Source organism: Hallella absiana (assembly GCF_025457485.1).
Taxonomy (GTDB): Bacteria; Bacteroidota; Bacteroidia; order Bacteroidales; family Bacteroidaceae; genus Prevotella; species Prevotella absiana.
On record NZ_JAMXSP010000008.1, the window covers coordinates 134,189 to 152,139 of the forward strand.

The following is a 17,951-nucleotide window of genomic DNA, read 5'->3' on the forward strand; positions in this document are numbered from 1 at the left end:
TGAAGATGCATCATAATAAGAAAAAAGTCCTGGCGGCTTGTCTTGCTATGGCCATCGTGGCTAGCGTGCAGGCGCAGGAGCAAATCGTACACCCCGACATCAACTATGCCGGCACGCCGCGTGACCTCGTCATTGGTGGCTTCAACGTCTCCGGCATTGACGGTTATGAGGATTATATGCTTACAGGCATCTCAGGTCTCTCTGTCGGACAGCATATCTCGGTGCCCGGCACCGAAATCACGGAGGCCGTCAAACGCTATTGGAAGCACGGTCTCTTCTCTGATGTGAAGATCTCGGCCGACTCTATCGTGGGTGATAAGATCTATCTGCATATCTCTCTGAAGGCGCGCCCCCGTGTCTCCACCATCAACTACGTGGGACTGAAAAAGAGCGAGAAAGAGGATATGGAGAAGAAACTCGGTATCCTGCAAGGAGGACAGATCACGCCAAACATGATCGACCGTGCCAAGATCCTGGCCAAGAAATACTTCGACGACAAGGGTTACAAGAATGCAGATATAGAGATTCAGCAGCGCCCCGACGTCACCGGTAAGAACCAAGTCATCCTCGACGTCATCATCGACAAGAAGGATAAGATCAAGGTAAGACATATCTACATCGAGGGAAACAAGTATCTGAGCAACCTCAAAATCAAGGGCGGACTCTTCCATAAAGGTGCCTTTGCCAAGACACATGAGGCTGGTAAGCTCTCTACCTTCCTGAAATCAAAGAAGTTCACCCCCGAGCGCTGGAAAGCAGACAAGGAGAAACTCATCGAGAAATACTACGAGTTGGGCTACCGCGACGCCACGATCTTGAAGGACAGCGTGTGGAACAATGACCCCAAACACGTCAATGTCTACGTCAAAGTAGACGAGGGCAAGAAGTACTATATCCGTAATATCCACTGGGTGGGCAATACTGTCTACAACTCAGCCTACCTCTCCAATCTGCTGGGAATGCGGAAGGGTGACGTCTACAATCAGAAGTTGCTCAACAAGCGACTCCGAGAAGACGATGACGCTGTGTCGAACCTCTACTACAACAATGGTTACGTCTTCTCGTCCATCGACCCCGCTGAGCAGAATATCGTCGGCGACTCCATCGACCTGGAGATGCGTGTGTTGGAAGGCCCACAGGCTCATCTGAGCCATGTACGCATCAATGGTAACGACCGTCTCTACGAGAATGTGGTGCGCCGTGAGCTTCGTACCAAGCCCGGAGACCTCTTCTCTAAAGAAGCCCTCATGCGTTCCGCACGTGAATTGGCATCGATGGGCTTCTTCGATCCAGAAAAGGTGACACCGGATGTCAAGCCAAATGCAGAGGACGGAACGGTGGATATCAACTGGAATCTGACGCAGAAGTCCAACGACCAGATCGAGTTCTCACTCGGATGGGGCCAGACCGGTATCATCGGACGCGTGGGATTGACGCTCAACAACTTCTCTATGGCCAACCTGTTCAACAAGAATAAGGAACACCGCGGCATTATGCCTATCGGCGACGGTGAGAAGCTGTCCATCGGTGTACAGACCAATGGCTCCTACTATCAGAGCTACAACACCAGCTACTCCACCAACTGGTTTGGCGGCAAGCGGCCTATTCAGTTCTCTGTCGGAGCGTTCTACTCCAAACAGACCGATGTGTCGAGCAACTATTACAACTCGGCTTGGCAGAACAGCTACCTGCAGTCGCTCTACGGCTACAACAGCTATTCTTACAACTATAGCAATTACGAGAACTACTACGATCCCGACAAGTATGTCAAACTCCTGGGAGCAAGCATCGGCTGGGGCAAACGTCTGCGGTGGCCTGACGACTACTTCAACCTCTCTGTGGAGCTCTCGTTCACCCGCTACATGCTGAAGAACTGGCGTTATTTCTCTTATCTGATGACCACAGGTAACAGCAACAATCTCAACCTGAGCATTGCCGTCAACCGTTCGTCAACCGACAACCAGCTCTTCCCACGCCGCGGTTCTGAGTTCACGGCCAGTGTCACGCTCACTCCGCCATGGAGCCTTTGGGACGGTAAAGACTATAAGAATCTGGCCACAAACCCATACTCTGCCAACTATGTCAGAGAGCAGCAGGAGAAATACCGCTGGATCGAATATAACAAGTGGAAGTTCAAGGCACGTACTTTCACGGCTCTGACAAGTGCTCAGAAGTGCTTCGTGCTCATGACGCGCGTGGAATTGGGTATCCTCGGCAGTTACAACAAGTACAAGAAGAGCCCGTTTGAGACGTTCTACGTCGGTGGTGATGGTATGAGTGGCTATTCCAGCACCTATGGAGAAGAGACGATCGGACTGCGCGGTTACGAGAATGGTTCTCTCACACCTTATGGTTCTGAGGGATATGCCTATGACCGCATGTCGCTGGAGTTGCGCTATCCGTTCCTGTTAGGCAATACGACCATCTACGGACTGACCTTTGTGGAGGGCGGTAACGCCTGGACAGAGACGAGCAAGTTCAATCCTTTCCAGATGAAGCGCTCGGCAGGTGTCGGTGTACGTATCTATCTGCCTATGGTCGGCCTGATGGGTATCGACTGGGCTTACGGCTTCGACAAGGACAACAACGGCAGCAAGGGCGGAAGTCAGTTCCACTTTGTCCTCGGACAAGAGTTCTAAACCGAAGCAAGGAAACATGAGAAGCGTATGACGAAAGGGTGCTTTGACACAACAATAAAGCACCAATCGTCAACGCCGGAACGCAATTCTGTCAACGCCGGAATGCAATTCTGTCAACAACGGAACGCAATCCTGTCAACAACGGAACGCAATTCTGTCAACGCCGGAACGTATTTATGCCAACAAAACGGCTGAAAAGTAAAAAAACACTAAAGGATAAGGGCTTCCCTGTAACATTTAGTTCAGACAAACGTCGCAGGGATAGTCAACTGATCAATAAAAGGAAATTGAATATGAAGCAGATGATTGTAAAAAACAATTGGAGCAGACTGGGGGGCATCCTTCTACTCTGTCTCTTCGCCTTCATGCCATTCTCAAAGGCCAACGCGCAGAAGTTCGCATTGGTGGACATGGATTATGTGCTGAAAAACATACCGGCCTATGAGCGTGCCAATGAGCAGCTCAATCAAGTATCAAAGAAGTGGCAGGCTGAGGTAGAGGCTCTGAACACAGAAGCTGCCACCATGTATAAGAACTATCAGAATGAGATGGTATTCCTCTCACAGGAGCAGAAAAAGGCCAAACAAGAGCAGATCATGCAGAAAGAAAAGGAGGCTGCTGACCTCAAACAGAAATATTTTGGCCCCGAAGGCGAGCTCTTTAAGAAACGCGAGAGCCTGATGACGCCCATCCAGGAAGAGATCTACAATGCGGTGAAGGACATCTCTGAGCTCCGTGGCTACAGCCTCGTGCTCGACCGTGCCTCTGATACTGCCATCATCTTCGGCTCGCCGAAGATCGACATCTCAGACGAGGTGCTCCAAAAACTGGGATATGGAAAGTAAAAGACAATAAAAACAATAAAAACAATCAATCATGAAAAAGTTACTTTTAATGTTAATGCTGATGGCTCCTTTGGCTACTTTTGCTCAGAAGTTCGGCAAAGTCAACACACAGACCATCATGCAGAATCTGCCTGAAATCGCTAAGATCAACGGAGAACTCCAAGCTACTGCCAAGCAGTACGAGAATGACTTGAAAAGCATGCAGGACGAGTTGAAGCGTCAGAGCGATGCTTACGACAAGGCAAAGAGCACGATGAATCCTACTGCTCAGAAGCAGAAGGAAGAAGAACTCAACACGCTCTATCAGAAGATTCAGCAGACCTATAGCGACAACCAGCAGGCTCTGCAGAAGGCACAGCAGGACAAGATGCAGCCTGTCGTGGAGAAAGTGCGCAAAGCCATTGAGAATGTCGGCAAGACTGGTGGTTTTACCTACATCTTCGAAGAGGGTGCCGCTGTCTACACGGGCACCAATGTAGAGGATGTCACCGCTAAGGTGCAGGCCGAAATCAACAAGATGAAGTAAACGGCATTGCTCTTTCCTCGGCATGACGAGGAGCTGGGGTGAGGGTGCGCTACGTGGCATACCCTCACCTCTTGCTGTCTTTTAAGGACTGTGCCTTCGCTTCGTGCAATCATATACCACGGTGTCGCTGGCGCAATCGTTATCCATTTACCGTCTCCGTATTGTCAACATAAATCATTCCAACCATGAGGCATTTGTTTGTTAGTGCTTTTTTCCTGTTGCTCGGCAGTCCGCTTTTTGCCCAGAGCACAGTGTCATCTACGGTGTCATCCACAGCTACGGTGCCGTCTCAGCAGGCAGCGCCGTCGTTTCATTATGGTTTTCTTAGCTGTCAGAGTGCTTTAGAGGCCATGCCGGGCTATGCAGACGCCAGGCGCTCTTTAGCCGACTTGAAGGCAAAATACGATGCCGAGATGAAACGCGTGGAGGATGAGTTCAATGCCAAATACGAGGCTTTTCTCGATGGGCAAAACACCTTTGCACCGTCGATCCGCGAAAAACGGCAGGCTGAACTGCAGGAACTGATGGAGAAAAACCAGGCATTCAAGGATCAGGCCAAGCAATATCTCAAGAATGCAGAGCAGGACGCTTACCAGCCTTTGCGTGAGAAACTGGCGGCAGCCATCCAGCGTGTGGGGCATGCCAAGGGACTGGCTTTCGTGCTCAACACCGACAACGGCACACTGCCTTTTGTCAATCCGGAGATGGGAACAGACATCACCGCCGATGTGCTGTCGGCTGTCAAATAGCAGCGGTGACATCCCCTTAGTAAGGAGACTGTCTGTGGCTGTCATATAACCATCTGTAGCTGTCATATCTGTAATGTAGCTGTCAATTATAATAAGGAGTAGTGAGATGAAAACAAATATTGATGATCAGGCCGAGAAGTCTGAGGCCGTTCAAGAGTCTTTCCCGTCAGCACCGGGCCCCATAGGCATTTTTGATTCCGGCTATGGCGGATTAACCATATTGCATGGCATCCGACAGTTGTTGCCTCAGTACGATTATATCTATCTTGGCGACAACGCACGAGCTCCTTATGGTCCCCGCTCGTTTGATGTCGTCTATGAATTTACGCGTCAGGCCGTACAGAAGCTCTTCGAGATGGGCTGTCAGCTGGTGATCCTTGGCTGTAACACCGCATCGGCAAAAGCGTTGCGCTCGATCCAGCAACATGATCTGCCACAGTGGGATCCCAAGCGGCGTGTGCTCGGCGTCATTCGGCCTACGGCAGAGATCATCGGTAAGCTCACACGCAACGGCCATGTGGGACTGCTCGCCACAGAGGGCACGGTGAAGAGCCATAGCTACGACATGGAAATCGCTAAGCTTTGGCCCAACATCAAGGTGACGGGGCAGGCCTGCCCGTTTTGGGTGCCCTTGGTAGAATACAATGAAGCTGACTCTCCTGGCGCAGACTATTTCGTCAAGAAGCGTATCGACCAGCTCATGCAACTCGACCCTGATATCGACACGATCATCCTGGGCTGTACCCATTTCCCGCTGTTGATGCCAAAGATCCTGAAGTATGTGCAGCCCGGCGTGCGCATTGTTCCTCAGGGAGAGTATGTCGCCGACAGCCTGAAAGACTACCTCCTTCGCCACACCGACATGGCTTCGCGGCTGACCACCAGCGCCACGGTCAAGTACTATACGACCGAGAATCCCGACAAGTTCAAGGAGAGCGCCTCCATCTTCCTCCATGAGCGGGTGCATGTAGAACATATAGAATTAGGATAAAACTTCAAATATTCATTTATGCAAGAAACAAGACAGAACCGAATCGCCCGACTCCTTCAGAAGGAGCTGGCTGAGATATTCCAGAGTCAGACGCGAGCTATGCACGGTGTTCTCGTCAGCGTCACCCGTGTGCGCATCAGTCCAGACCTGAGCATTTGTACGGCTTATCTGAGCATCTTCCCTTCTGCAAAGTCAGAAGAACTGCTCAACAACATCAAGGCCAACGAGAAGAGCATCCGTTATGAGCTCGGACGTCGTGTCCACAACCAGCTGCGCATCATTCCGGAGCTGCGCTTCTTCATCGACGACAGTTTGGATTATATCGACCACATCGACGAGTTGCTCAATAAGAAGTAATAGAGGTTTTCAATGAATTTTCCGTTCTTTGTGGCGCGCCGCTATCTCTTCTCCAAGAAGAAGACCCACGCCATCAATGTGATATCCCTGATCTCTGTCATCGGAGTGGCTGTGGCTACGATGGCCCTCGTCATCGTTTTGTCGGTGTTTAACGGCTTCCATGACCTGGTGGCCAGCTTCTTCACAAACTTCGATCCACAGTTGAAGGTTGTGCCTGTGGAGGGAAAGACCGTACCGGCCGATGATCCGATTCTCACAAAGATCAGTCATTTCCCAGAAGTCGACGTTGCCACGGGTACCGTTGAGGACATGGCATTGGCCATCTACAACGGCAAACAGGCCATGGTGACGATAAAAGGTGTGGACGACAACTTCCCGCAGCTCACTCATATCACCGAGATACTCTATGGCGACGGCCAATTCCAGCTCCATACGGCCAACTTGCAGTATGGTACGCCGGGCATCCGTCTGGCTCAGACCTTGGGCTTGGGAGCCAATTGGAAAGGCTATCTCAAGATCTATGCACCGCAGCGTGAGGGCCAGCTCGACATGACCGATCCGCAATCGGGCTTTGTCGTCGACTCGCTCATCTCCCCTGGTGTCGTCTTCTCTGTCAATCAGGGTAAGTACGACAAAAGTTATATCGTCACCAGTCTGGGCTTTGCTCAGAACTTGTTCAACCAGCAGGGCATGTTGTCTGCCTTGGAGCTGAGACTGAAACCGGGCTCGAATTTCGAAAGTGTGAAGGCCCGGATGCAGCAAGTCGCCGGTAAGAAGTATCAGGTCCTTGACCGTTTTGAGCAGCAGCGCGACACGTTCAAGATCATGAAAGTGGAAAAGCTCATGGCCTATATCTTCCTGACGTTCATCCTCATCGTGGCGTGCTTCAACATCATCGGCTCGCTCTCGATGCTGATCATCGACAAGAAGGACGATGTCGTCACGCTGCGCAACTTAGGAGCCTCTGACAAGCAGATCCGCCGCATCTTCCTTTTCGAGGGGCGCCTGATCAGTGTCTTCGGAGCCATCTTTGGCATTTTGCTGGGCTTGTTGCTCTGTTGGCTGCAGCAGCAGTACGGCTTTGTGAAGATGGGCAGCAGCGACGGTACGTTTGTCGTTAACGCCTATCCGGTGAGCGTCCATTATAGCGACGTGTTGTTGATCTTCCTGACTGTCATTGCCGCAGGCTGGCTTGCTGTGTGGTATCCCGTTAGGACGCTCAGCAAGAGACTCGTGCAATAGACTACCGTTGCCTACGCAACGCTATGCCTAACCATCCTCTGTGGAGAATAAGAAAGGGTGTTTGCTCGTTTCATATTCGGAATAAGAGAGGGTAACGGTAAGGTTTCATGGCACAAAAAGCCCGTATGAGTAAAGAATAATATACTCATACGGGCTTTTTAAATGCTATTTACTTCTTGATTACTCTGCACTCTGCTTTGCAGATACCGAATGTCTTGTTTGGGTAAGGCTTAGTACAGATACGACAAGTAGCATACACCAAGTTATTGCATCGTCGTAGCCTGTAGAATAGTGAATCATCAAGCCAATGACGGAAACAAACGCATCGTAGAGAAAGTCGCGTTTGGTACCGAAGATTTCAATGAGTGACGAATACTCTTTTCTACGATATGCGGCCACACATCCTATGAGATATAGGGCGAGTGCCGCAGCTATCAGCACATAGCTCACCATAGTCATGGTCTCACTACCTTGCAGAAGTGGTTGAGCTAAGTATAGCATAAAGCTAAAAGTAGGAAGACTGGATGTAACCCAAAAAATCGACTTCATGGTAATCAATTATCTATATTATTTTCTTTCCAGTAATTATAACTGTAGACAGCAGTTGCAAGCGCTTTACAAATCCATCCTTTTTCATCATCAGATAACTCGGTAGAACTTGTTATCAGTGTTTTATATTTTGTTACATGCTTGTTAACATCATCATTGTCGGTTGAAGTTTCAAATGCATTATTAAACAGTTTTACAATTAAATTCGCTTTATCGTTGGGGCTAAATTTACCATTAATGATGCTATCATTTAATTCGGTACAAGATTGTATGAATTCATCAGACATGCACATGTTATGCATTTTTACTGACATGCTTGAATTTTCTTCTTTCTCTTCTGTTCTGTTAGTTAGTTCTTCCTGTTGTGCTCTCGTAAATCCCAATTTTCTATTTTTTAATGCCAAATCTAAAACGGCATTATGAGCTTGACCAATATTCTTCTCCTCTTTTGTAAGAGAGACGCCTTCGTAAGTCAATGTGTCGGAAAGTGTTCTCACAGAATTTGCATCAAATTTCTTATCTACACATGCAAAAGTATTATCAACAATAATGGAGTAAGAACATGTATGGGACCGACGATATGCCCTATATGATTTCCAAGCTCCCCATCCTATGGCACCGACAGCAGCTCCAAAGACACAACCTTGTACGGGACTTCCTAAGATAGTTCCAACCTTAGATCCGATATTTGCACCAACTTTACCACCTACATAAGCCCCCACAACGTCATTTAATGCAACTGTTGCAAAAGTTTTTGCGCCTCGGGTCTTAGGACGTGTATTAAGAATACTGTCATTATATGACATAAGTTGTTTAATTAAGTCTGAGTTGGTTACGACCGCCTCCTTGTTGGCTGATTCTAGCGAGCCATACTCGGCGTTGTTGGAGCATGACATCATGATGCAACTTGCTATAAACACATAGAGCAAAGCAAGTATCTTGTTTGTCTCTTTCATAAAAATGTTTTAAAGATTAATAATACGATTATTTTAATTTCAGTGCGCACTTATTTTTTCTTTTGCAAATATAGCAAATATCATCCGATTGTACAATTCTTCTTTTACAAATTAACATACGTTAAGTATTTTGTGGCTTACATTGCATTTCAACTCGCCTAAAGTAGAGGTGGTCAACTAAATATGCTCTGTATGAAAATATAACGAGTCTTTCATATAGAATAGGATGTATTAATGTTCTCTACTTAGTGTTCACTGAATTAACAAAAGGGCATAGGACCTGTATAGAATTTTAACTTGCAGTTTCTGCCCCAAGGTTATAATATGAAGACAAAAGTCGATTTTCTCAAAAAGGCAAAGACAAAGTTCCCTAAGGAACTTCATCACGTTTTTGACAAAGTAGCACATTCCTGTCCAGCATTCAGCTGTATTGGGAAGCTTGGCTCGTATGTTGTCGGCTCTGTAGATTCTCTTGCCGGTGCCGAAGGAGCATTCGACTTCGTTTCTGTCCCCGATGGCCTTGGCCATGTTGTCGTAATATTCGGGCGGTCTGGGCTCTTTTGGCGGCCTGCCGAGAGGCTTGCTGTAGGTCTTAATCTCATTGGCTTTCAAGAAGTCCCGGTTAGCCTTATTCATATATATCTTGTCAGCGAGGATGGTAGCTGGAAGGCAACCAAAGCGCTGTTCGAACAAGCGAGTGTGGAGCTCCAAGTCGGAGCTCTCGTTATATGCATCCCAACTATGATGATCAACGAACGAATAGCCCTTGTAGATGCTTACGCCAATCTTGGCACCAAACTCGACCTTTGCCTTGCCGCGGATGATAGGTCTTATGTGAGGCTGAAAGATGCTGACGATGCGGTTGGCACATGTATGTGTTCCATTGTCGAGCATCTCCTGTTGTTGGGCGTACATGTCAAAGGTGGCGTTGAGTGTATGCTGCTCATAGTTCGTCAGAAGAGCCTTGCAGCTCGTGTGGTTGACAAAAAGCTCAACTATCTGCTTGAGCTCCTTGTTCAGGCAACTAAGCATGTAGGACTTGGTCCGGCGGACAAGTTCACCGCCTTTCTTTTTCATCTTTACAAGTACGAGATAGGCCCTGCGGGAATCTTTGTAAGAAGTGTGCTGATCACGAATCTTCAGTGTCTTGCAAATACTATGTATGTATCTGTCCACAACTTTACAACCGTCATGGATAATATCAACATCTACGGGATAACGTACCTCTGCATTGGCACACGTGGCATCCATCTTCAACACCCCTTTATGGATTCTGCCCTTCGAGTCTTTAAACTCCTTGGCGAAAGGGTCATCCTCTACGATATCTTTCTTGCTCTCATCCTTGGTGGCTCCGTTGTCATTCTTTGCTCCGGCATTCCCATCGTCGCTCTTGTCCTTGTGCAGTTCCGCTTCGGCCTTGCGCCTTCTCTGCTCTTCAAGCAATCGGACGGTCATTTCGTTTATCTCCTCATCGGTGATGCGCTTACGGACTGTGACAAACAAAGATGGATCGAAAATAGGTTGGTCGGTCAACTCCGACAGACCACACATATATTGCATATAAGGATTCTCCTGGATAATCCTGATGGTCTCCTCATCAGAGAGATTCATCTTGTGCTTGATAATCATCGCAGCAATGATCATTCTGGCAGGTTTGTTGCCTGCGCCCTTGTCCTTGTTATGCAGTTTGGAGTTATAGACTTTCTCCAGTTCAGCCCAAGGAAGAGTATCGCCGAGTACGACCCAACTCCAGATCATCAAGCGACGACCTGAAGATGTCCAGCGTCAATTGTCTGTTTTTATTCTGCGACGTATACTTCATCTTCTGTCTCCTTTAACACCACAAAGATACAAACAAATTGTTAAATCACCAAGTAAAAACGTTACTATTTTCTGAATATCAGAACGTTATATTTATTCAGCGAACACTACTTAATGATGATTATTCGATATGAATTTTATTTTTATACTTAAACACGTTTTGTCTTCGCATTAGCGTTATCAGCAAACTTGTTGTAGACTTGGTTCCACAGCAGATAGAAGAATCCAGCAGCAATAAGGCCGCCCAAAACATCGATGGCATAGTGGGCGCGGATATACACCGTGGCGAAGCAGATCAGCATCACAAAGGGCAGCAACGTGAAGAATAGCCCTTTGCTGCGGGCACGTCCTGCCATCAGCAGTGCGATCACCGATATGCCTACATGCGAGCTGGGGAAAGCCGCTGTGGGATGCTCGCCCGCGTTGTGCACGTCAGTGATGAGGTGATAGAAGATGCCGTCGCTGTATCCGGGGCTTTTCATCATCTCGGTGTGGGTGCTGAAATAGTCCGCTACATTGGGGAAAATGCCGGCGGCTATCTTCTGGATGCCCACCGCATGATAGTAATACATCGGTCCGGCAACGGGCAGCAGGTCGTAGATGGCATAGAAACTAAAAAACGATGCCAGTATGACGAGGGCGCAACGCTCGAAGTCGTCGTAGCGCTTGAAGAAATAATAGACAATCGTGCCCACGAAAAGAAGGAAGTAGCTCGCGTAGGCCATGTCGAGAATCTCACTGATCCAGTGCTGCGGGAAATGCTCACAAAACACCAGTGCAGGTTGAAAGCCAAAGAGCTGCTGCTCGAGCGACGCAAAGACGTGATCGAGGTTGGGCAACATGCGGTTGATCTGATAAGTATCGCCGTACCACCAGCTCAGCATCACGAGTTGCACCAACACCCTCAGCAATCGTGTCACACGGCAGGGGATGAGCCGATAGACCACCCACATGGCCATGGTGATCACACCCAGTCTTACTCTGTCCCAAATCATTGCTTCGGGATGCTGCACCTTTGTGAAGCAGAAGAGAATGATGAGCAGTGTGAAGACCATGTAGCCGATAACCACCCATTCCAGGAGCATCGGACCCTTGTGGGGATGCTTTTCGATTTCAAACCATTTCTTGAGTTGCATTATAGCCAATTGTTTTCTTGATACCATTTCACGGTGAGCTGTACGCCGCGATGGAGTTGATATTGGGGATGAAAGCCGAGCTCGTCGCAAGCGGGCTCTATGTCGCAGCGCCAGTTGCGTTGTCTGAGGATATTGTATTTATCATTGTTCAGGGCAGTGATATGTCCTGTGAGTCTGCCGTAGTACTCTCCGCACCAGGTGACGAGCCTCAGCACGGCGATCGGTGCCTTGATACGTATCCACCATGGACGTCCCATGGCCTGACGCAGCTCGTTGCTGAATGTGGAGCTCTGATAGACTTCTCCGTCAGAGAGGAAGTATTTCCGTCCCGACATGCCGTGGTCGAGAGCCAGGAAGACAGCCTGTACCACGTCCTTGACATATACGAAGGTGATGTCCTGCCGTTTGAAGCCTACCGCAAAGTCGACGTGCTGCTTGATGCTTTTGGCCATGAGGTAGTAGTCCTTTTCCCTTGGACCATACACACCGGTGGGTCTGAGAACGATATAGTTGAACTCGTTGCCCACGCTGTCGAGGAATTTCTCAGCCATGAGCTTACTGCGTCCGTAGGCTGTGTTGGGCCGTGGCGTGTCGTGCTCGGTGATGCAGTGATAGGGCTGTTGCTCCCTGATGGCACCGAAGATACTCAGACTACTCATGTAGATGAAGCGTCGCATCGGCATGTGCAGTTCCAAGATGGCCTCCACAAGATTGCGTGTTCCCTCGTAGTTCACGCGGAAGAAGTCGTCGGGATGCAGGCATTTGGTCACGCCGGCGGCATGTACGACATAGTCGAAATCATGTCCTCGGAGCTGCTCCACGAGCTTGTCCTTGGAGTTGAAGTCCAGTTCGATGAAGTGGATGCGCGGGTCTTGCAGATAGGCACGTGAGCTGCTCTTGCGTACGGCGGCCCACGTCTCGAAGCCTCGTCGGAGCGCTTCCTCTACGATAAAACTGCCAATGAAGCCACTGGCACCGGTGATGAGAATGTTCATAGTTTCTATTTGCTTACAAAGATACTACATATTTCAGATTTTAAGCAAAATAATCCAAACGATATTAGGATTATTCAATTCTTTTTCGTTAATTTGCATCACAAATTCATCTTTTAGATCATTAGCCTATGGGAAAAGGTAAGAAAGCGGGTAAGCGCATCTCGAAGAAGCAGCTTTCCCAACAGTTGGAACAATTCTTCTCATCGCAACCAGGAAAGAAACTAACACTGAAAGACATATTCCGTGCGCTTCATCTCGACACGCACCCGTTGAAGATGCTTGCCATGGACATCATGGAAGAGATGGCGTGGGACGACTTCATCACCAAGAAAGGTGAGAACGCTTATCAGCTCAACACCAAAGGACAGGTGCAGGAGGGTACCTTCGTGCGCAAGGCCAACGGCAAGAACTCGTTCCTTGCCGACGGCAGCGACAAGCCGATCTTTGTGGCTGAGCGCAACTCCATGTCGGCACTCACGGGCGACCGTGTAAGGGTTTCGTTCATGGCTCGCCGCCAGAAACATATCAAGGAAGCACAAGTCATAGAGATTCTCAGCCGTGCCAAGGACACTTTTGTCGGCCGGTTGCGTGTGGACCGCGACATTGCCTTCTGCGTCACGCAAAACAGTACCTTCGTGCAGGACATCCTTATTCCTAAGAAGAAACTCAAGGGTGGAAAGAGCGACGACAAGGTGCTCGTGAAGATCGTTCAGTGGCCTGACGAGAATCATAAGAATCCGATTGGCGAAGTCGTCGACGTGCTGGGCAAGACCGGAGAGAACAATGCCGAGATGTGCTCCATTCTCGCACAGTACGGTCTGCCGTATAAGTATCCAAAGAACGTGGAGGACGCCGCGGAGAAAATCACGGGCGAGATCACACCCGAGGACGTTGCCGAGCGTGAGGACTTCCGCGATACATGGACTTGCACCATTGACCCGGCCGACGCCAAGGACTTCGACGATGCCCTGTCCATCAAGAAGCTCGATGAAGGACTCTATCAGGTGGGCGTGCACATTGCCGATGTCTCGCACTATGTCACCGAAGGCAGTATCATCGACCGCGAGGCCGTGAAGCGTGCCACGTCGGTCTATCTCGTCGACCGCACAATACCGATGTTGCCCGAGCGCCTTTGCAACTTCGTCTGCTCGTTGCGTCCCAATGAGGACAAGCTGACGTTTAGTGTCATCTTTGATCTCGACGAGGATGCCAATGTCAAGCGCTCACGTATCGTCCACACGATCATCCGCTCCAACCGTCGCTATGCTTATGAGGAAGCACAGCAGGTGCTGGAGGACAACGGTGTCGTGGACGGACAGGGACAGCCGGCTCCCGACCCGGGTGCGGCAGGCTATAAGGATGAGTACGGATGGGAGCTCTGTACCCTTGACCGGCTTGCCAAGAAGCTGCGTGAAAGAAGATTTAAAGACGGCTCTGTGAAGTTCGACACCGAGGAACTCCATTTCGACGTCGACGAGAAAGGCCATCCTACCCGTTGCTACTTCAAGCGGTCGAAGGATGCCAACAAGCTCATCGAGGAGTTCATGTTGCTGGCTAACCGCACGGTTGCCGAGAGTGTGGGCCGTGTGCCCAAGGGCAAGAAAGCCAAAGTATTCCCTTATCGTATCCACGACAACCCGGATCCGGAGAAGATGGAAACGCTCCGGCAGTTCATCGTCAAGTTTGGATATAAGGTCAAGACCGACGGCACACGCGGTGCCATGGCCAAGAGCATCAACAAGCTCATGGACGAGTGTGAGGGCAAGCGCGAGCAGAAGCTCGTGCAAAGCGTGGCTCTGCGTGCGATGATGAAGGCAAAGTACAGTGTGCACAACATCGGACACTTCGGACTGGGTTTTGAGTATTACACTCACTTCACGTCGCCGATCCGCCGCTATCCCGACACGATGGTGCACCGGTTGCTGACAAAATATCAGCAGGGCGGGCGCTCGGCCAACGAAAAACACTATGAGGAGCTCTGCGAGCACTGCTCCGATATGGAACAGATCGCACAGAACGCTGAGCGTGATTCCATCAAGTACAAGATGGTGGAGTTCATGGGTGACCATATCGGCGAGGTGTACGACGCACATATCAGCGGCATCACCAGCTATGGCATCTACGCCGAGATAGACTCCAACCACTGCGAGGGCATGGTGCCCATGCGTGATCTTGATGATGACTACTACGACTTCGACGAGAAGAACTTCCTGCTCCGTGGTCGTCGCCACCATCATAAGTATCAGCTTGGCGACCCGATACGCATCCGTGTGGACCGTGCCAACATGGAGCGCCGTCAGCTTGACTTCGTCATCGCCAAGGACGGCGATGACGGTAAGACTGATGCACCGTCAGCTTCAAGTCAGCATGACGACACGCGCGCAGCGATTTCCGATATGGGCGACATTGCCGCTGAGGCTGCCAAGAGCAAGGGCCGCCGTCAGGGCAAAGGGCGTCGCGGAAGCGGAAAAAAGAAAAAGTAACACCATAAAGGGACGGTTCCTTCGGGGCCGTCCCTTTTTCTATATCCATTCAGCAAGCGAGTCTTCTTTTGCTACTCCATCCTTTTTTATCGAATAAAAGCTTGCATATATGGGGGAAATGGCGTATATTTGCAGAAAAGACAAGTGCAAGTGAAAGAAACGATGAGCAACGATTTCAAGCCTATACCTTACGGCATCTCTGACTTCAAGCAGGTGCGACAGGAAAACAAATATCTGGTGGATAAGACCATGTTCTTCGAGCGGATGGAACGGGCAGGCAATTTTCTCTTCCTCGTCCGCCCGCGCCGCTTTGGCAAGAGTCTGTTCCTGAACATGCTTGAAGCCTACTACGACATCAACGAGAAGGACAACTTCCAGGAGTTGTTCAAGGGAATGTATGTGGCAGACCATCCGACGGAGTACCGCAACAGCTTCCAAGTGTTGCATCTCGACTTCTCGCGTGTGGGTAGTGATGTGGATCGCTTGCGAGAGAACTTCGACCTTTACATGGAGGTGCGCTGCGATAGCTTCGCAAAGGCCTACGCACGATTTTATCCTGATACCTTCGCAGATGAGTTGAAACAGATAAAGAGAGGGGAGCAAAAGCTTAACTTTATCAGTGACGCAGCCCATGCAGCAGGCTATCCACTATACCTTATTGTTGACGAATACGACAACTTTACCAACAACGTATTGAATGTAAAGGGGCAAAAAGCTTACCATGACCTTACTCACGGCACGGGCTTCTACCGCGATGTGTTCAAGATCTTCAAGCCGATGTTCCACCGCATCATCATGCTCGGCGTCGCCCCCATCACCCTCGATGACTTGACGAGCGGCTACAACATTGCGCTGAACATGACCATCGACTCGCGTTTCAACCAGATGCTCGGCTTCTCTGAGGAAGAGGTGCGACAGATGATTCGTTATTACAAAGAGGTTGGTGCTATCAAGCCGGAAGTTACAGAGGACAGCATCATCGACGACATCAAACCGTGGTATGACAACTATTGCTTTGCAGAGGACAGCTTCGGTACTGAGCCCAGTATGTTCAACAGCGATATGGTCTGCTACTATATGAGTACGCTTATCGATACCGGACACAAGCCGAAAGAGATGGTCGACCCGAATACAAAGACCGATTATAAGAAGCTGCGCAACCTTATTGAGATCGGCAACATGACGGAGGAGCGTCGACAAACCATTTACGACATCGTGCACACGGGTTACACCTTTGCGATGATCAACAGCTACTTCCCTGCGGAGAGCATTACCGATGAGGACAACTTCGTCAGTCTGCTCTTCTACTATGGCATGCTCACCATTCGCGGCACCTTAGGCGCTATGCTGAAGTTGGGCATTCCAAACAACAACGTGCGCAAACAATACTACAACTATCTGATACAGGCCTTCCAGCAAATTCACCCTATCGCGGTCTCGCAACTCAACGTTCCATTTTATCAGGCTGCTTTGGAGGGCAACTGGCGCCCGATGATGGACTATATCCTCAAGGCTTATCACGACACCACCGCCGTGCGCCAGCTCATCGAAGGCGAGCGCAACCTGCAAGGCTTCATGAATGCGTTTCTCTCGCTTGCCCCTTATTACCTTGTCGCCCCCGAGATGGAATTCTCTCACGGCTATTGCGACTTCTTCCTGCTGCCCAACTATACAGTCTACCCGATGGTTGCCCACAGCTATATCTTAGAGCTGAAGTATCTCAAGACCGACGCTACCGGCGCTGAGGCTGCCCAGCAGTGGACCGAGGCCGTCGCGCAGATCAAGACCTACGCCGCCGACCGTAAGTTGCAAACAATGCTCCACGGCACGAAGCTCCACCTCATCGTCGTGCAGATCAAAGGCTATGATGTCGTGAAGATGGAGGAAATAAGATAAAGGTAAAAAAGTAAAAAGGTAAAGGGGTAAAGCTGAGAACATAAGAGTCAAAGAATTGAAACGAGATGAGTGGCCTCTTGTGGGCTTTCTCTTCTCATTGTTGTGTTTTCTGACAAAAAACAGGTTCTGAGAATCGATTTTTTTGAACGAAGACCTCTCTTGGGCTGATTTTCGCGAAAAATAGTGTGTTTTTGTATCTGTCAGATAATCAACGCATTATGAATATGTGCGCTTTTTGTGACAATCAGAAAGGGCTTTTCTCGAAAAATTCTCTAGAGAATTTTTGGTCAGAAAGGCGCTTTGACCTTGTCATCTCACCTTTCTGACCTTGTCATCACGCCGAGATGACAGGGTCAAAGTGCCTTTTTGAGCCTAAGAAAAGCCAAAAATAGAATGACTTCGCTTGCCTTTTCTGATTTTGAGAAGCGAAACTTAAGATTTCGCTCTCTAGATTGCAAGAAAATGTTGAAGGTGTTTTGTAAAGTAAATGTATATTCAACATGTTTGATGAATATGTGTGCCAGCCATGTCAGAACCATGATTTTTTAGTGACAAACCAATTTGGACCAATTTGAACCAGGCCGTTTCCATTTTAATTTCGTAAGTTTGCAATCGGAAACGGATGGTTTCCATAAAAAAGCAGTTGATTATGGCCCAAGGGGGATTGTCCGTGGCGGACGGATGCCGCTGCCTAACCAAAGAACTTGATATGATAGCGTGCTAAAACTATTTTTTTTGCTTACCTTTGCGGTCATGGAACAAGAAA

13 protein-coding genes are annotated in these 17,951 nt (G+C 49.2%); 9 read left to right on the forward strand and 4 right to left on the reverse strand.

Going from position 1 to position 17,951, the window contains the following annotated elements:
* The first annotated feature begins 5 nt into the window (after positions 1-5).
* The 7 genes from NG346_RS06045 to NG346_RS06075 all read left to right on the forward strand — a co-directional run bounded on the left by NG346_RS06045 (position 6) and on the right by NG346_RS06075 (position 7,349).
* On the forward strand, positions 6-2,639 hold the full coding sequence (locus NG346_RS06045; RefSeq protein ID WP_262279545.1) for a BamA/OMP85 family outer membrane protein: 2,634 nt from the start codon (positions 6-8) through the stop codon (positions 2,637-2,639).
* 293 nt (positions 2,640-2,932) lie between these two features.
* The gene (locus NG346_RS06050; protein WP_154533046.1) at positions 2,933-3,484 is read left to right on the forward strand and encodes an OmpH family outer membrane protein; all 552 of its coding nucleotides are present in this window, start codon (positions 2,933-2,935) and stop codon (positions 3,482-3,484) included.
* 31 nt (positions 3,485-3,515) lie between these two features.
* A complete protein-coding gene (locus tag NG346_RS06055) occupies positions 3,516-4,010 on the forward strand; it encodes an OmpH family outer membrane protein (RefSeq protein WP_154533047.1) in 495 nt (164 codons plus the stop codon).
* A 185-nt stretch (positions 4,011-4,195) separates the two neighbouring features.
* Entirely contained in the window at positions 4,196-4,759 is a 564-nt protein-coding gene (locus NG346_RS06060; RefSeq protein WP_262279455.1) for an OmpH family outer membrane protein, read from the forward strand.
* Between the two features lie 106 nt (positions 4,760-4,865).
* Positions 4,866-5,750, forward strand: a complete 885-nt coding sequence (murI, locus tag NG346_RS06065) for a glutamate racemase (RefSeq protein WP_262279454.1) — start codon at positions 4,866-4,868, stop codon at positions 5,748-5,750.
* A gap of 18 nt (positions 5,751-5,768) precedes the next feature.
* The gene (gene rbfA / locus NG346_RS06070) at positions 5,769-6,107 is read left to right on the forward strand and encodes a 30S ribosome-binding factor RbfA (RefSeq protein ID WP_154533050.1); all 339 of its coding nucleotides are present in this window, start codon (positions 5,769-5,771) and stop codon (positions 6,105-6,107) included.
* A 12-nt stretch (positions 6,108-6,119) separates the two neighbouring features.
* Positions 6,120-7,349, forward strand: a complete 1,230-nt coding sequence (locus NG346_RS06075) for an FtsX-like permease family protein (protein WP_262279453.1) — start codon at positions 6,120-6,122, stop codon at positions 7,347-7,349.
* Positions 7,350-7,903: 554 nt separating this feature from the next.
* Here NG346_RS06075 and NG346_RS06080 read toward each other — a convergent pair.
* The 4 genes from NG346_RS06080 to NG346_RS06095 all read right to left on the reverse strand — a co-directional run bounded on the left by NG346_RS06080 (position 7,904) and on the right by NG346_RS06095 (position 12,806).
* Positions 7,904-8,854: a hypothetical protein gene (locus NG346_RS06080; RefSeq protein ID WP_262279452.1), complete on the reverse strand. Its 951-nt coding sequence runs from the start codon at positions 8,852-8,854 to the stop codon at positions 7,904-7,906.
* 252 nt (positions 8,855-9,106) lie between these two features.
* Positions 9,107-10,612 carry a transposase gene (locus tag NG346_RS06085; protein WP_262279451.1) on the reverse strand — a complete coding sequence of 502 codons (1,506 nt, stop codon included), beginning with the start codon at positions 10,610-10,612 and terminating at the stop codon, positions 9,107-9,109.
* A gap of 212 nt (positions 10,613-10,824) precedes the next feature.
* Positions 10,825-11,811 (reverse strand): phosphatase PAP2 family protein, encoded by a 987-nt coding sequence (locus tag NG346_RS06090; RefSeq protein WP_262279450.1) that lies wholly within the window; start codon positions 11,809-11,811, stop codon positions 10,825-10,827.
* Complete coding sequence (locus NG346_RS06095) at positions 11,811-12,806, reverse strand: NAD-dependent epimerase/dehydratase family protein (protein WP_262279449.1); 996 nt, start codon at positions 12,804-12,806, stop codon at positions 11,811-11,813. The genes NG346_RS06090 and NG346_RS06095 overlap by 1 nt, the downstream gene beginning before the upstream one ends.
* Before the next feature lie 128 nt (positions 12,807-12,934).
* Here NG346_RS06095 and rnr point away from each other — a divergent pair, with 128 nt between their 5' ends.
* Together rnr and NG346_RS06105 are read left to right on the forward strand one after the other, a co-directional pair.
* Complete coding sequence (gene rnr, locus NG346_RS06100) at positions 12,935-15,289, forward strand: ribonuclease R (protein WP_262279448.1); 2,355 nt, start codon at positions 12,935-12,937, stop codon at positions 15,287-15,289.
* Between the two features lie 162 nt (positions 15,290-15,451).
* Positions 15,452-17,185, forward strand: coding sequence for an ATP-binding protein (locus NG346_RS06105; RefSeq protein ID WP_262279447.1), 1,734 nt, complete (start codon positions 15,452-15,454; stop codon positions 17,183-17,185).
* Positions 17,186-17,951: the final 766 nt, after the last annotated feature.

What these genes read in the sequence shown, in the direction of transcription:
- NG346_RS06045 (WP_262279545.1), top strand. Translation starts at nt 6, where the DNA reads ATGCATCATAATAAGAAAAAAGTCCTGGCGGCTTGTCTTGCTATGGCC.
- NG346_RS06050 (WP_154533046.1), top strand. Translation starts at nt 2,933, where the DNA reads ATGAAGCAGATGATTGTAAAAAACAATTGGAGCAGACTGGGGGGCATC.
- NG346_RS06055 (WP_154533047.1), top strand. Translation starts at nt 3,516, where the DNA reads ATGAAAAAGTTACTTTTAATGTTAATGCTGATGGCTCCTTTGGCTACT.
- NG346_RS06060 (WP_262279455.1), top strand. Translation starts at nt 4,196, where the DNA reads ATGAGGCATTTGTTTGTTAGTGCTTTTTTCCTGTTGCTCGGCAGTCCG.
- murI (WP_262279454.1), top strand. Translation starts at nt 4,866, where the DNA reads ATGAAAACAAATATTGATGATCAGGCCGAGAAGTCTGAGGCCGTTCAA.
- rbfA (WP_154533050.1), top strand. Translation starts at nt 5,769, where the DNA reads ATGCAAGAAACAAGACAGAACCGAATCGCCCGACTCCTTCAGAAGGAG.
- NG346_RS06075 (WP_262279453.1), top strand. Translation starts at nt 6,120, where the DNA reads ATGAATTTTCCGTTCTTTGTGGCGCGCCGCTATCTCTTCTCCAAGAAG.
- NG346_RS06080 (WP_262279452.1), bottom strand. Translation starts at nt 8,854, where the DNA reads ATGAAAGAGACAAACAAGATACTTGCTTTGCTCTATGTGTTTATAGCA.
- NG346_RS06085 (WP_262279451.1), bottom strand. Translation starts at nt 10,612, where the DNA reads ATGATCTGGAGTTGGGTCGTACTCGGCGATACTCTTCCTTGGGCTGAA.
- NG346_RS06090 (WP_262279450.1), bottom strand. Translation starts at nt 11,811, where the DNA reads ATGCAACTCAAGAAATGGTTTGAAATCGAAAAGCATCCCCACAAGGGT.
- NG346_RS06095 (WP_262279449.1), bottom strand. Translation starts at nt 12,806, where the DNA reads ATGAACATTCTCATCACCGGTGCCAGTGGCTTCATTGGCAGTTTTATC.
- rnr (WP_262279448.1), top strand. Translation starts at nt 12,935, where the DNA reads ATGGGAAAAGGTAAGAAAGCGGGTAAGCGCATCTCGAAGAAGCAGCTT.
- NG346_RS06105 (WP_262279447.1), top strand. Translation starts at nt 15,452, where the DNA reads ATGAGCAACGATTTCAAGCCTATACCTTACGGCATCTCTGACTTCAAG.